Here is a 14,334-nt window from a genome sequence, read left to right as displayed (position 1 = left end):
GTCCTGATGTTCTACAACTCGTCATCCCGGCGAAGGCCGGGATCTCATCGGTGCATTTCCATCTGACCGTCGAGATCCCGGCCTTCGCCGGGGTGACGGATGTTTGTTAATCCGGTAGCCGCGCACGGGCGTTCGCGACCGCCGCGGCTTCGGCTTCGAGATAGGCAGCCTCGAGTTCCTCGACGCGCTGGCGATCGGCATCGGACCAGTTGCTGCGGTCATATTCGCTGTCTTCGGCTGCCATCGCAGCGGCGTCGGCGGCATCGGCCGCTGCGTCGGCGGCGGCATCGGCCGCATAATCGTCGGCAGCTGCGGCCTCGGTCGCTTCCATGCTGTCCGATTTCCACATGTCGCGCTGTTCCTTCAGCACCTTGACGTCGACCTTCATCAGCTTGGCGAGCTGTCCGAGCTCCTTGTCGCTGAAGTCCGAAAGCTGTTTTTCCTTCGGCAGTTCCTTGAAATCCTTTTCGATCTCGGGCGCGCGGTCGATGAATTTGGTGATCAGCGGCGGGACGGCCTTGACCATAGCGACCATGACTTCGGGGTCGGCTTGCAGGGCCATCCACTCGCTCGCATAGCGACTGCCCGTCGGCGTCGTAAGAAAGGCGTTGAGGTCGGCCAGCTGCGCTCCGGTAAACTTGCGGGCATAGGCTTTGGCGAGCCCCGCGCGCATCGGCGGTTCCATATCGGCGAGCGCCTCGCTGATCAGTGGCCTTATCACGCGCGTGATCTGGTCTTCGCGTTCCTTGCGATGGGGGTCGAAGAGGTCGGCGATCTGCGCCTTCGTGCCTTCATCGAGCGCAGCGATCTGTTCGCTTTCGACGCCGGTTTTGATCGACAGCATCAGGTCCGACTGACCGCCGAACTCGCCCATCACCGTCTCGAACATCTTGCCGTAAAGATTATCGACCATCTTCTCGATGCTGCCGTTCGGGATTAGCGCAGCGCTCGTCCGCTCGGCAAGCGACAGCCGCGCCGGGTCGATCGGCGGCAGGCTTTCAATATCGAACATTTTTTCGACGAGGGCGATGACCTCGTCCATTTCCTTCTGCATCTTGGCCTTGGCCCTGGCAGCGTCAGCCTCGCTGTCGAACGGCGTATCGCTGTCTTCGTCGACCGCGATCACTTCGGCTTCGGGGGCTTCCCGCTGCGCAGCGTGCGCAAAGGCACCCAGCGGCAACATGGCGGCGGCGCCGGCGAGCAGGAGGGTTTTGAAACGCGGCATCATGCAATTCCTTCGTTGTTGGTCATGCTGCCTTCTTTTCGCTTTTCGCTTTCGCCTTCAACCACTTTGCCATCTGGTCGCTGACATCGCGGCCATCGCGGATGCCCCACACGACCAGGCTGGCGCCGCGCACGATGTCGCCTGCGGCGAACACGCCGGGCAGGCTGGTCATCATTGTCTGGTGATCGACGCGCAGCGTGCCCCAACGCGTGACGCTGAGGTCGGGCGCGCCGAACAGGTTGGGCAGCTCTTCGGGGTCGAAGCCCAGTGCCTTGATGACCATGTCGGCGGGCACGTCGAATTTGCGGCCGGGGTCGACCTCGGGGCTTCGGCGGCCGCTCGCGTCGGGGGCGCCAAGGCGCATTCCCGCGACCGCGACCTCTTTCACATGCTTGTCGGCGGTGAAGCTTTCGGGGGCGGAAAGCCACACGAATTCGACGCCTTCCTCTTCGGCGTTCGCGACCTCGCGCTGTGATCCCGGCATATTTTCGCGGTCGCGGCGATAAAGGCATTTCACCGAGTTCGCGCCTTGGCGGATCGCGGTGCGGACGCAGTCCATCGCGGTGTCGCCGCCGCCGATCACGACGACATGCTTGCCCTTCGCATCGAGGCGGCCGTCGTCGAAGGCCGGAACGGCATCGCCAAAGCCCTTGCGGTTCGACGCGACCAGATAGTCGAGCGCGGCGATCACGCCTTCGGCGGCGTTGCCGGGCACGTTGATTTCGCGTGCCTTGTACACCCCCGTCGCGATCAGGATCGCATCATGCTTCTGGCGCAGTTCGTCGAGCGTCGCGTCGTCGCCGACCGAAAAGCCGAGATGGAAATGAATCCCGCCTTGCTCGAGCCGCTCGATGCGGCGCATCACGACATCCTTCTCCAGCTTGAAGCCGGGGATGCCATAAGTGAGCAGGCCGCCCGCACGGTCGTGGCGATCATAGACATGGACCTCATGCCCCGCTGCGCGCAGATATTCGGCGGCGGTCAGTCCGGCGGGGCCCGCGCCGATCACGCCGACCGACTGACCCGTCGCGGGACCCGCATGGAGCGGCTCGACCCAGCCTTCGGCCCAGGCGGTGTCGGTGATATATTTTTCGACGCTCCCGATCGTCACCGCGCCATGGCCCGAAAATTCGATCACGCAATTGCCTTCGCACAGGCGATCCTGCGGGCAGATGCGACCGCAGATCTCCGGCATCGTCGAGGTCGCGTTGCTCAGTTCATAGGCTTCGCGCAGCCGCCCCTCGGCGGTCAGGCGCAGCCAATCGGGAATGTGATTGTGCAGCGGGCAATGCACCGAACAATAGGGCACGCCGCATTGTGAGCAGCGCGACGCCTGCGCGTCGGCTTGCGGAGCGGCGTAGCGCTCGGCGATCTCGCGGAAATCGCGCGCGCGTTCGCCCGCGGAGCGCTTGTCCGGGTAGGATTGTTCACGCCCCACAAATTGGAGCATGCGTTCGGAAGCCATGCAATATCCCCTTCGTTGGAAGGGGAAATGCACGGGCGCTCTGGCTCTGTCACGGACGAAATGGCAATTAGGACAATATCACTTACCAAAAATGGTGGTCATTTTTTCGAAAATCGCCTCTGCGCAATTATCTTTCGTCAATTAGTACAGATTCGGATCTATCTCAGACCCAGCCAGATCAGTGCCGCAGCGCCGACGATGATTCGATACCAGGCAAAGGGCGTGAAGCCATAGCGCGTGACGACGGCGAGGAAGGCCTTGACCACAACCCAGGCGACGACGAAGGAGACAAGCGATCCGATCGCGATCAGGCCAAGGTCGTTCGTCGTGATCGCGTCGCGGTGCTTGAACAGCTGAAGCACCGTCGCACCGGTCAGCGTCGGGAGTGCGAGGAAGAAGCTGAACTCCGCCGCCGTCTTGCGATCGACCCCGAACGACATCGCGCCCAGGATCGTTGCGCCGGAGCGGCTGACACCCGGAATCATCGCGATGCACTGCACCAACCCGACGAGGATCGACTGGCGCGCGGTGACATTGGCGACGCCGCCGACGTCGCGCGTCTTCGCAAAGCGCTCGACGAGCAGGATCGCAAAACCGCCGATGATGAGCGCCCATGCAACGACCACCGCATTCTCCAGCAGCAGTTCGATATAATCGCCAAAGGCGAGGCCGAGGACGACAGCAGGAAAAAAGGCGAGCAGAAGGTTGCGCACGAACGCGATCGCAACCGGATCGCGCCGGAAAAAGCCGGTGAACATCTCCCAGAACAGCTTGCGATACAGGACGACGATCGCAAGGATCGCGCCGGGCTGGATCGCGATGTTGAAGATCGCCCAGCGCGATGCGTCATAGCCCAGCAGTTCGGTCGCGAGGATCAGGTGGCCGGTCGAAGAGACGGGCAGAAATTCGGTCAGCCCCTCGACAATGCCGAGGATGATGGCGGTCAGCCAGATGTTCATCTGTGTCAGGCCGTTTGGGCGAAGCGGCCGTGACGGCGATATTGCACCAGCCAGCCGTCGGCAACCGATGCCAGCGAAGTCGGCGTGATCCCAAGGCTCCCCAGCCCCGGAACGCCCTCGGCGGCGATATTGTCGCGCTGGAGCATCAACCACTGATCCTTGGTGATCGGCGCGCCCGGCGCCCAGCCGAATCCCGTCGCAAGCGCCGAGGCGATGGCGCCCGGAACATCGACGAACAGCGGCGATCGTCCGGTCGCATCGGCGATCCAGCGGAGCAGTTCGCCCATCGACACTATCTGCGGCCCGCCAAGCTCGTAAATTTTGCCTGTCGCGGCGCTATCGAGCGCCGCGACCACCGCGTCCGCGACATCGCCGACATAGACGGGCTGGAATTTCGCATTGGGCGCGATCACCGGAATCACCGGCGACAGGCGCATCATCGCGGCGAAACGATTGATAAACCGGTCTTCGCGGCCGAACAGGATCGAAGGGCGCAGGATCGCGGCATCGGCGAAGGACGCGCGCACCGCGGCTTCGCCGTCGCCCTTGCTGCGGCCATAGGCCGAGGCGCTTTCGCTGTCGGCGCCGATCGCCGAGACATGAACGAGCGCACCCGCGCCCGCCGCCTTCGCCGCCGCCGCGACATGACCTGCGCCATCGGCTTGCACCGCCTGCACGTCGTCGAACGCGCCGACGAGGTTGATGACAGCCTCGCTGCCCTGCACCGCGCGCGCCACGCTCGCGGCATCGCGGATGTCGCACGCAACGAACTGCGTCTGGCCGAGCCCGCCAAGGGGTTTGAGGAAGGTCGCGGCGCGAGGTTCGCGCTGCGCGATACGGACGCGCGCGCCGCGGGCGAGCAGCCGCTGCACGACATAGCGGCCAAGGAAGCCGCCGCCTCCCATCACCGTGATCAATTGCCCGTCGATTTTCTGCATTGCGTCCGCCTGTAACGATTCTCTGGATGGCGCGGGGCGCGCCGATGGCCTTCCCCATGCCGCGAAGCGCGCAGAGGAGCAAGGGGCGACGGCGGCGACGCGACGCGAAACTCCGCGCTTTACGATAAAATGCATCCCGGTGGGCGCGATGCGGTTGACAAGCCGATGGCCGCCCCGCTAAGCGCCCGCTCCTACCCCGTGCCCAGATGGCGGAATTGGTAGACGCACCAGCTTCAGGTGCTGGCGATCGCAAGGTCGTGGAGGTTCGAGTCCTCTTCTGGGCACCATCTGTTCTCCTCGGAATGTCCGAGGACGTCCAGTAAGCGGCTGGTTTCTCACCGCTTTTTCGATGAGACTCGCTGAGTGGAATCCAGGCTGATCCAGCCGGAACCATCAGCGTACCATCAGCTTTGATGGTGTTTTTGATGGTTTCGGTCAGCCTATCGAAGGTGAAACCATCATGTCGCTTACCCACATCCAGATTTCGAACGCTAAGCCCAAGGAAAAAGCCTATAAAATGGCTGACGCCGACGCCCTGTACCTCGTGGTCAGGCCGAGCGGCGCAAAAGTCTGGCGAATGAACTATCGCTATCTCGAACGGCAAAAGACGCTGTATTTCGGGTCGTGGCCCGATGTCGGCATCGCGTCCGCTCGGGAACTTCGCGACGAGGCGCGCAAGAAGCTTGTCGCCGGGCTTGATCCCGCAGCGGAGAAGAAGGTCGCGCGGATCACCCAGAAGATCGCGCAGGACAATACGTTCAAGGCGATCGCCGAGGAATGGCTGGTGAAAATCGAACGAGAAGAGCGCGCGCCAGTCACGCTTCGGAAGGTGCGATGGCTCCTCGACATCGCCGAACCGATGATCGGCAGTCGCCCGATATCGAAACTCACCGCGCAGGAAATCCTGGCCGTTCTCCGTAAAGTCGAGGCGAACGGCCGATATGAAAGCGCGCGGCGCATGCGGAGCGTGATTAGCCGAGTGTTCCGCTACGCCATTGCGACCGCAAGGGCCGACCGCGATCTGGCGGCCGATCTCCGTGGTGCGCTGATCACTCCGAAGGTGAAGCACCACGCCGCCATCACGGCCCCGAAGGAAGTCGGCGCGCTGCTCCGCGCGATCGATGGCTACGCTGGTCACGAGCTCACCGCGGTCGCGCTTCGATTGACGCCGCATCTTTTCGTCAGACCGGGCGAACTGCGCCAGGCAGAATGGGCGGAGATTGATTCCCATGATGCCGTCTGGTCGATCCCGGCAGAAAAGATGAAAATGCGCCGCTCGCTTTGCGTCCCCCTGTCACGGCAAGTTCTTGCGATGCTCGAAGAGCTCCACGCCCTTACCGGCCATGGGAGATACCTCTTTCCGTCCTTTCGGACGCCCCGCCGTTGCATGTCGGAGAATACTGTCAGCGCCGCGCTTCGGCGGCTGGGCTACAGCCGTGAGGAGATGACGGCTCATGGATTCCGCGCGACGGCCGCCACTCTCCTCAATCAGATGGGAATGTGGCACCCGGATGCGATCGAAAGGCAACTGGCACATCTCGATGCCAATGCGACGCGCCGGGTCTACACCCGCGGCGAATATTGGGACGAACGTGTTCGCATGATGCAGCATTGGTCCGATTATCTCGACGAGCTGCGCGATGGGGCGCAAATTCTGCGCCCCGCCTTCGGCAAGAGTGCGACCTCGACCGCCTAGCGGCCGATCAGGGCCTTGAGGCTCGTATAGAGGACCAGCGTGGACCGGCCGACTTTGACGACCTCAAGGTCGCCGGACACGATCAACTCGTAGATTCTTGACCGACTGAGCCCTGTCAGTTCGACTGCGGTCGGAATCCGCACGGTCAATGGCTCCATGAAGACGATTTCGGACCGTGACAAATCGAGATCCTGCATTTTCCTTGTCCTCGGGATGGATCAATGTCGCGAGCGCGGTTCCAACGCAGCATTCGCCATCGCAAGCGTGCCGGTTGCTACGCCACCTCACAATAATCAGGGCAGGATCGTGCCGTTGAGCGGTGTCGCCGCGCCGCGTGACTTCGTCACCAGGTGGCCGCGAAAAGCACGGCAGGAGAGAGGGGGAGCTTGAGCGAAGTCTGATCTGATTGCGAGAATTCCAATGTCTGTTGTCCTTTCGACTCTCCATGATTCCGAATTGGAGGCTGCCGGGGCCGCACTGGTCAGGGGCCTTGGCGGTTTCTGGCAGGGGTCGACTGGAATGTGTCGCTGCCCAGCCCACGATGACCGAACGCCGAGCCTATCGGTTCGCGTTGGCGACACCCGACTCTTGTTCAAATGCTTTGCCGGCTGCGACACGCGCGACGTGCTGCGCGCCATTCGGCGGCTCGATCCGAATGCCTTGGGCGCAAAGGGCAATGGAATCGCCAAGCAGTTCAAGCTCGACCGATGGCTGCAAAAGCGCGCCTTCGATCTTTGGAGGGTCGGACGGCCGATAAATTGGACTATCGCCGAGACCTACCTACGCAATCGGTCGATTCACATCGCGCTCGACTCTTTGCGCTTCTGCGACCGAACTCCGCTCGGCAAGGGCAAGGCGGCACGGTTTCGCCCGGCGATGCTCGCCGCCGTTACCGACGATTCCGGTCTGCTCGCCGTCCAGAGGACCTTTCTCGATGCCCGCGGGCGGCGTGCACGCGACCTTCGCCATCCTCGACGCCTGCTAGGCAACCCCTGCGCCGGTGCTGTTCGGCTCGCTTCCGCCACCGAGACGCTTGGGATTGCCGAAGGTGTCGAGACAGCGGTTTCGGCGATGATTCTGCTCGGCATCCCGGTCTGGGCGACGCTCGGCAATGAACGCCTCCCCCATGTTGCCATCCCGAAATCCGTGAACCGCCTCATCCTGCTCCCCGACAATGACAATGCGGGACGCTTGGCCGTGCCGCTTGCAACCGAGGCCTATACGGCACCCGGGCGGCAGATCGGCACGATCTGGCCGTGGCACGGGCGGAACGACTGGAACGATGTCCTACGGGAAGGAGGGAAGGGGGTGGGGGACTGGCGGCGCCGAGTGGCCTGATGGTCGGGCCTCCGCCGCCAGGAGACGGACTATGACATATCCGATCGTATACGCGCTTGCGCGTAACTGCGTCGCTTCCCCGCTGAATGTCCGAACGGAAAGCGACTCCGACGCCGACGCCGAACTGGAAGCGATGATCGGCCAAGCCGGCTTCGTGCTCCAGAACCTGATTGGCACCGCAATAAAACGCAAGAAGGACAGCTACAGCATTTTCGGCGGCGGCCGGCGTCTCGCGCGGGTTCATGCCCTGATCGAAAAGGGCCAGCTTCCCGAAGACTTCTGCGTGCCGGTTATGGTGATGCCGGACGCGAAAAACGCCATCGAGCTCAGCCTCGCTGAAAACCAGAAGCTGCCGATGACCGCCGCCGATGAATGCACGGCCTTCAAGAATATGATCGAGAAGGAAGGCAAAACCCCCGCGCAGGTTGCCGCGCGGTTCGGCAAGACCGAGCGTTTCGTGCTCGGGCGCGTTCGTCTCGCCGATCTTCACGAGACGATCTTCGAGGCGCTCCGCAAGGGCGACATCACGCTCGAGGTCGCCAAGGCCTATGGCAGCACGTCCGACACCGTTCGTCAGGCCCGTGTGTTCGAGCAGTATCAGGACAGCTATTACGGGGACGACGTCTACACCATCCGGCGCGAGCTCGCCTCCGGCAGCTATCGCGGCGGTGACCCCAAGGCGCTGCTTGTCGGCCGCGAAGCTTATCTCGAAGCGGGCGGACGGATCGACTCCGACCTCTTCTCCGACAGCGCGTCCGAAAACTGGATCGACGGTGACATACTCGACCGGCTGACGGATGAAAAACTCGCGGTCGAAGCCGAGGCTATCCGCGAACGTGAGGGTTTTGGCGAAATCCGTGCGCTGCCGACGACGCGCGTCTCCTACATCGAGCTTGACGGTCTGAGCCCGGTTCGCGGAGAGATTCCGCCACCCACGGCAGAGGATGAAGCGCGCTGCGCCGAGATCGAGGCCGAAATGACCATCATCGGCGAAGCCGCGAACGAAAGCGACGACGGCATCACCGATGATGACGAACAGCGTTATCGCGATCTGGAATCCGAACTCCGTGAAATCCAGAATCGTCCGCCGGTGTTGTCCGATGACCAGAAGGCCTCGGCGCTCGCCTTCGTCGTCCTCGGTGAGGATGGCCAGCCCCGGGTTCATCATCAGGTCTACCGAACCCCCGAAGCGATGAGCGAAACCGATGACTCGGACGATGACCGCGACGATGCGGCTCCTGGCGGAGCATCAGGCAAACCCGCGATCAGCCAGCGGCTTGCTGACGAACTCGCAACGATGAAGGCGGAACTGCTCCGCGTCCATGTCGCCAGCGACCCGCGGTTCGCGCTCGATCTCGGGACGTTCGTGATGGTCGATGCCGCGCAGCGGCGTTACGGGGCGAGCGATCTCGCGAGCGAACTGAGGGCCGATGCGGCGCCGTCGCGCGTCATCGGGTTCGAGAGCGGCACGACGGCGGCCGAGGAATGGGCTAAGCTCGAAGCCGGACTCGATCGGAGCTGGATCGACCCCGATGCCGGTGTCACTGGCCGCTACGATGCCTTCTGTGCGCTTGGTGAGGAAGCACGCGCGGCATGGCTGGGTTGGGCGATCGCCCGTACGATCCACGCCGTGCCCGCCAAGACGACCGGCAGCGATTTCGTCGACCATCTCGGCTGCAAGCTCGGGATCGATGTCGCCGCCTGGTGGCGACCGACCGCGAAGAATTACTTCAAGCGGCTCACCAAGACGACGATCCTCGACCTGTTCGCGGAAATTGGCGGCAGCGAACTCGGCCAACGCTATGGCGCGTCAAAGAAGGATCTCCTTGCATCCTCGGCCGAACAGCTCTTCGCGGGCAACATCATCGTGGAAGCCGACGTCAAGGAAAAGGCGCTCGCCTGGCTTCCCGACGCGATGCGCTTCGAGCATCCCGTCGCTGCGCTGGCGAACGACGATGCCGACCTGGAGCCTGCTGATGCCGCCGAAATAACGTTCGACGACGAAGCGGTCGGTGATGGCGACGAGGACGAACCGATCGCCGACGCGGCCTGACCCGGCAAAGCCGACCTCGATTGGGGCCGTGACCACGCGTCGCGGCCCCTTTTTCATGCCGCCTTCCACCCTGGAGGAGAGGGGGGAGGGCTGTGTGCGGCGGGGGCAGGTGCCCCGGAGCCCGTTCAGGAGATCTTCCATGACCCTTCCGCTTCTCAATCTCGCCGAGACCCCTGATTCCAGCGCCCGGGAAAAGGCCGAGCGTCTTCACGGCGTAGCGCGGGCTCTGCAATCCCGGCTCGCCGACCCGCATTCGGTCACCCGTTCGCTGCTCAAAGGGCTCATGTCGGAGGCGTTCGGCGGATCCGATGCCGACGGACACTGGTCGATGCGCGACGCCTATGATGCGCTCGAAGCGGCGCAGGCTTCGAACATGTTGTCGCTCGGTGAAGACCAGAACCCGGACTGCCCGCCCGAAGATGCCTTCGCAGCCATTCTTGCATTCGAGAAGGCGCTACCAACGCAGACCTATCGCAGCGAGCATCAAGTCGAGATGCAACAGTTCAGCACGCCAGACGCGCTGGGCTGGCTAGCGACACGTGCAGCGGCGATTACGGCCGACGACCATGTGCTCGAACCGTCGGCGGGCATCGGCATGCTCGCCGCCCGCGCGATCGCCACGGGCGCCTCCGTAACGCTCAACGAACGCGATGCCTGCCGCGCCGCACTGCTCGCTCTCGTGACGAACAGCGACGTCACCACACACGATGCCGAATTCATTCACGACCGGCTGCCGCCGGATGTCCGTCCGACCGTCGTCCTGATCAATCCGCCCTTCAGCCGTAGCGAAGGCCGCGGCGAGGATCGCCATGCCGGCGCTCGCCACCTTCGCTCCGCGCTCCTCCGTCTTGCCGACGGCGGACGCTGCGTTGCGATTATGTCGCCGGGATTCGCGCACGACGGCAGCGGTGCCCGCGGCTATGTCTCGGTCGCCGAGATCGGACGTCCGCGCGTTGAGATCACCATTCTCGGCCGCCCGTACGTCAAGCATGGCACCGGCATCGCCGTTCGGCTGATCGTCTTCGACAAGGGCTGGATCGGCGAGACCGAACGCCACACCGTCGACTCGATCGAGGCGGCGCTGCCCATCGTGCTCGCGCTCCCGCCGCGATTGGGATCGTCCGATGAGCCGCCCCCGGCCACCCCGGCGGTGATCCCGTTCCGTCCGGCGCTCAAATCCGGATCGGCATCGCTCTTTTCCGGGCTCGCGAGCCCCAAGGTCATCGCGCCGTCGCGGATCGCCGCGAAGGACGATCGCGCCGAGCCGCTTGCTTACTCGGTTCGCGACGCGCCGCTTCCGGTCGGCGATCCGGTCGGCATCTACGCTCCCTGGCGGCTTGCGCGCATCGATATACCGGGCGCGACGCCGCATCCGGACAATCTCGTGGAATCGCTTGCCATGGCGTCGGTGCTGCCGCCGATCCCGCGATATCGGCCGCTCTTCCAGAAGCGGGCAAGCAGCGCGCTGTCCGACGCCCAACTCGAAGCGATCATCTATGCTGGCGATGCCTTCTCGCGCGACCTGCCGGGCCGATTCGTGCCCAACGAGGCGGGCGACCAACTCCGCGAGGATGCCGACGGGCACGCCTATCGCATGGGTTTCTTCATCGGCGACGGCACCGGCGTCGGCAAGGGCCGCGAGGGCGCCGCTATCATCCGCGACCAGTGGAACTGCGGCAACCGCCGCGCCGTCTGGATATCGAAGGGCGCGACGCTCCTTGAAGACGCGCGCCGCGACTGGACCGCGCTCGGCGGCCTTCCGATCGACATCCAGCCGCTCGATGCCTTTCCGCTTGGGCAGTCGATCGGCATGGCGAGCGGCATCCTCTTCCTCACCTATGCGACGCTCCGCTCGCAGCGTCACGATCAATGCTCACGTCTCCAGCAGATCCTCCAATGGGCGGAAGGCACTTTCGAGGGCGTGATCCTGTTCGACGAATCCCATTCGATGGGCAATGCGGCGGGCACCAAAGACGAATATCGCCAGGCCAAGGGGTCTGAACAGGGATTGGCCGGAGTGCGCCTGCAGAACGCACTGCCGCGCGCCCGGGTGGTCTATGAATCGGCCACCGGCGCCACCAAGCCCGAGAATCTGAGTTATGCCTCGCGGCTCGGGCTTTGGGGGCCCGACACGGCCTTCGTGAACCGCGACGCTTTTCTCGCTGCGATGACCGACGGCGGTATCGCGGCGATGGAAATCGTCGCCCGCGACCTCAAGTCCATGGGTCTCTACACGGCGCGTGCGCTCAGTTTCGCCGGCGTAGAATATGACCCGCTCGAGCATCGGCTGACGCCCGACCAGATAGAGATCTACGATGCCTATGCCGACGCCTGGGCGATCGTTCACCAGAACCTCGACGAGGTGCTGAAGGCGTCGAACATTGTCGACCGCATGTCGGGCGAGACGATGAATGCCATGGCCAAGGGATCGGCGCTCAGCCGGTTCGAGAGCGCCAAGCAGCGCTTCTTCTCCCAAGTGCTGATCGCGATGAAAATGCCGACCGTCGTTCGTTCGATCGAGGAGGAGCTGGCAGCAGGCCATGTCGCCGTCGTGCAATTGACCAGCACGGCCGAGGCGATCCTCGAGCGCCGCCTTGCGGGCCTTTCGCCGGACGAACGCGCCAACCTCGCGATCGACGTCTCGCCGCTCGATACGCTGATCGATTATCTGAAGACAGCCTTCCCGACGCGTCAGATGCGCGCCTTTCGCTCATCCGACGGAGCATTGCGCTCCGAGCCGATGCACGATGGCGACGGCAATGCTGTCCTCTGCCAGGAAGCGGTCGAGGCGCGCGATAATCTGGTCGAAAGCCTCTGTTCGATGCCGCCGGTCCCGGCCGCGCTCGACTTCCTTATCGCGCATTTCGGAACCGACGCGGTCGCAGAAGTCACTGGCCGCAGCCGTCGCGTTGTCATTGACGGGCAAGGCCGACAGAAGCTCGAGCGCCGCAGCGCCAGTTCCAATATCGCCGAGACCGACGCCTTCATGTCAGGACGCAAGCCGATCCTCGTCTTCTCGGAAGCGGGCGGCACCGGGCGCTCCTATCACGCCGACCTGGATTGTCCGACCGCGAACAAGCGGCGCATCCATTTCCTGCTCGAACCGGGCTGGCGCGCCGACATCGCGATCCAGGGTCTCGGCCGCACGCATCGGACGTACCAGTGGAAGCCGCCGGTGTTCCGGCCGGTCACGACTACCTGCAAGGGCGAACGCCGCTTCATCAGCACCATCGCGCGCCGTCTCGATACCCTCGGCGCGCTCACGCGCGGCCAGCGTCAGACCGGCGGCCAGAATCTATTCGACCCCGCGGATAATCTCGAAAGCAGCTATGCTCGCGAAGCGCTGACCCAATGGTATCATCTGCTCCATGCCGGCAAGCTCGCGAGCATCGGTCTCGAGAAGTTCCAGATTATCACGGGCCTGAAGCTCGTCGACGAGAATGGAACCCTGCTCGACAAGCTGCCGCCGATCCAGCGCTGGCTGAACCGCATCCTCGCGCTACGCATCGCGACCCAGGATGCCATTTTCGAGGAATATATGGGGCTCATCCAGGCCCGCGTCGACGCCGCTCGCGAGGCCGGCACGCTTGATCTTGGCGTCGAGGCGATCCGCGCCGAGCGTATCGTCGAGCTCTCGCAGCAGGTGCTGAGGGAGGATCCGGTATCCGGCGCCGAGACCCGGCTGCTCCGCCTCGAGCTTCACCTCAAACCGCGCGTCACGGGGTGGGCGCGCCTTGACAAGATCTGGGGCGGTTCCGCGGATGGCCGGTCTCTGCGGAACAGCCGTTCCGGGCGCGTCGCCCTTTGCGTTCCGTCCTGGTCGATCACCGACGACGACGGGAGGCCCGTCAAGATGATGGAGCTTGTCCGCCCGACAGGTTCGAACCGCATCCAGCTTGCAGGGCTCGCGCACACGCACTGGGAGGAGATCGACCGCAAGAGCTTCCAGAGCTTCTGGGAAGCCGAAGTGACCGAGGCGCTCGACAAGGTCGATATCGAGACGATCAGTGTCGCAACGGGTCTCCTGCTCCCCGTCTGGAACAAACTGCCGCAGGACGACGTTCGTGTCTGGCGGATCGACGACGCGGCGGGGACGTCGATCCTCGGCCGCATCGTCATGCCCGGGGCGATCGAGAAGCTGCAATCGGCTTTCGGCCTCACTTCCTCGATCATGCTCACGCCTGGCGAACTGATCGAGGCTGCCCGGCATGGCGACGGCGCCTTGATCCCTGGGCTGCACGGCGCACGTCTCGTGTCGGCGATGGTGAACGACAGCCGCCGGATCGAGATCCGGGACTTCCGGCCTCAGGACCGCGAATGGCTGAAAGCGCGCGGCGCGTTCAGCGAGGTGATTGCATACAAGACCCGGCTCTTCCTCCCGGCGGGAAAGGCCGATGAAATCCTGAGCACCATCATCGCCGAGCCGCCACAGTGAAATCGAACCTCTCATAGGGAGAGGGTCATGTCGCGGGCCTATGGGCAGGTCGACCGGCAGTTCGTCGACGGTTTCGACACCGCGATGCCCGTGCTGGAAGCCGGGCGAGCATGCCGCCCGCGACCTTGCCGACCGATTGCACCATATTCGAGCTTCTCGACGAGGGGGGACTTGCTGAACTTGGCTCGTCAAACGCGGAACCTACGCGCCTCCATGCTCGCCCCG

9 protein-coding genes and 1 tRNA gene are annotated in these 14,334 nt (G+C 63.9%); 5 read left to right on the top strand and 5 right to left on the bottom strand.

What is annotated here, in order from left to right:
* Positions 1-106 precede the first annotated feature (106 nt).
* From RIA72_RS11255 to RIA72_RS11240, 4 genes are all read right to left on the bottom strand, one after another.
* On the bottom strand, positions 107-1,225 hold the full coding sequence (locus tag RIA72_RS11255) for a DUF2059 domain-containing protein (RefSeq protein WP_350032151.1): 1,119 nt from the start codon (positions 1,223-1,225) through the stop codon (positions 107-109).
* Positions 1,226-1,247: 22 nt separating this feature from the next.
* A complete protein-coding gene (locus RIA72_RS11250) occupies positions 1,248-2,690 on the bottom strand; it encodes an NAD(P)-dependent oxidoreductase (RefSeq protein ID WP_350032150.1) in 1,443 nt (480 codons plus the stop codon).
* Positions 2,691-2,848: 158 nt separating this feature from the next.
* Positions 2,849-3,649, bottom strand: coding sequence for an undecaprenyl-diphosphate phosphatase (locus tag RIA72_RS11245; protein ID WP_350032149.1), 801 nt, complete (start codon positions 3,647-3,649; stop codon positions 2,849-2,851).
* Between the two features lie 5 nt (positions 3,650-3,654).
* On the bottom strand, positions 3,655-4,587 hold the full coding sequence (locus tag RIA72_RS11240; RefSeq protein ID WP_350032148.1) for a complex I NDUFA9 subunit family protein: 933 nt from the start codon (positions 4,585-4,587) through the stop codon (positions 3,655-3,657).
* Positions 4,588-4,787: 200 nt separating this feature from the next.
* On the opposite strand from RIA72_RS11240, the gene RIA72_RS11235 reads away from it, so the two are divergent.
* Positions 4,788-4,874: transfer RNA gene (locus RIA72_RS11235), tRNA-Leu, on the top strand.
* Between the two features lie 173 nt (positions 4,875-5,047).
* The gene (locus RIA72_RS11230; RefSeq protein ID WP_054588751.1) at positions 5,048-6,283 is read left to right on the top strand and encodes a tyrosine-type recombinase/integrase; all 1,236 of its coding nucleotides are present in this window, start codon (positions 5,048-5,050) and stop codon (positions 6,281-6,283) included.
* Here RIA72_RS11230 and RIA72_RS11225 read toward each other — a convergent pair.
* Complete coding sequence (locus tag RIA72_RS11225; protein WP_054588750.1) at positions 6,280-6,480, bottom strand: MerR family transcriptional regulator; 201 nt, start codon at positions 6,478-6,480, stop codon at positions 6,280-6,282. The two genes, RIA72_RS11230 and RIA72_RS11225, sit on opposite strands and share 4 nt — an antisense overlap.
* Positions 6,481-6,907: 427 nt before the next feature.
* On the opposite strand from RIA72_RS11225, the gene RIA72_RS11220 reads away from it, so the two are divergent.
* The 3 genes from RIA72_RS11220 (at position 6,908) to RIA72_RS11210 (ending at position 14,109) form a co-directional block, all read left to right on the top strand.
* Entirely contained in the window at positions 6,908-7,621 is a 714-nt protein-coding gene (locus RIA72_RS11220) for a DUF7146 domain-containing protein (RefSeq protein ID WP_235588038.1), read from the top strand.
* Positions 7,622-7,652: 31 nt separating this feature from the next.
* The gene (locus RIA72_RS11215) at positions 7,653-9,674 is read left to right on the top strand and encodes a ParB/RepB/Spo0J family partition protein (protein WP_054588748.1); all 2,022 of its coding nucleotides are present in this window, start codon (positions 7,653-7,655) and stop codon (positions 9,672-9,674) included.
* Between the two features lie 139 nt (positions 9,675-9,813).
* Entirely contained in the window at positions 9,814-14,109 is a 4,296-nt protein-coding gene (locus RIA72_RS11210; RefSeq protein ID WP_058804206.1) for a strawberry notch-like NTP hydrolase domain-containing protein, read from the top strand.
* The last annotated feature ends 225 nt before the right edge of the window (positions 14,110-14,334 follow it).

This window comes from Sphingopyxis sp. (genome assembly GCF_040216815.1).
Classification (GTDB): domain Bacteria; phylum Pseudomonadota; class Alphaproteobacteria; order Sphingomonadales; family Sphingomonadaceae; genus Sphingopyxis.
The sequence above is the reverse complement of the archived record's forward strand: the minus strand, read 5'-3'. Positions and strand labels throughout refer to the sequence as shown.

What these genes read in the sequence shown, in the direction of transcription:
- RIA72_RS11230 (WP_054588751.1), top strand. Translation starts at nt 5,048, where the DNA reads ATGTCGCTTACCCACATCCAGATTTCGAACGCTAAGCCCAAGGAAAAA.
- RIA72_RS11215 (WP_054588748.1), top strand. Translation starts at nt 7,653, where the DNA reads ATGACATATCCGATCGTATACGCGCTTGCGCGTAACTGCGTCGCTTCC.
- RIA72_RS11245 (WP_350032149.1), bottom strand. Translation starts at nt 3,649, where the DNA reads ATGAACATCTGGCTGACCGCCATCATCCTCGGCATTGTCGAGGGGCTG.
- RIA72_RS11240 (WP_350032148.1), bottom strand. Translation starts at nt 4,587, where the DNA reads ATGCAGAAAATCGACGGGCAATTGATCACGGTGATGGGAGGCGGCGGC.
- RIA72_RS11225 (WP_054588750.1), bottom strand. Translation starts at nt 6,480, where the DNA reads ATGCAGGATCTCGATTTGTCACGGTCCGAAATCGTCTTCATGGAGCCA.
- RIA72_RS11250 (WP_350032150.1), bottom strand. Translation starts at nt 2,690, where the DNA reads ATGGCTTCCGAACGCATGCTCCAATTTGTGGGGCGTGAACAATCCTAC.
- RIA72_RS11210 (WP_058804206.1), top strand. Translation starts at nt 9,814, where the DNA reads ATGACCCTTCCGCTTCTCAATCTCGCCGAGACCCCTGATTCCAGCGCC.
- RIA72_RS11255 (WP_350032151.1), bottom strand. Translation starts at nt 1,225, where the DNA reads ATGCCGCGTTTCAAAACCCTCCTGCTCGCCGGCGCCGCCGCCATGTTG.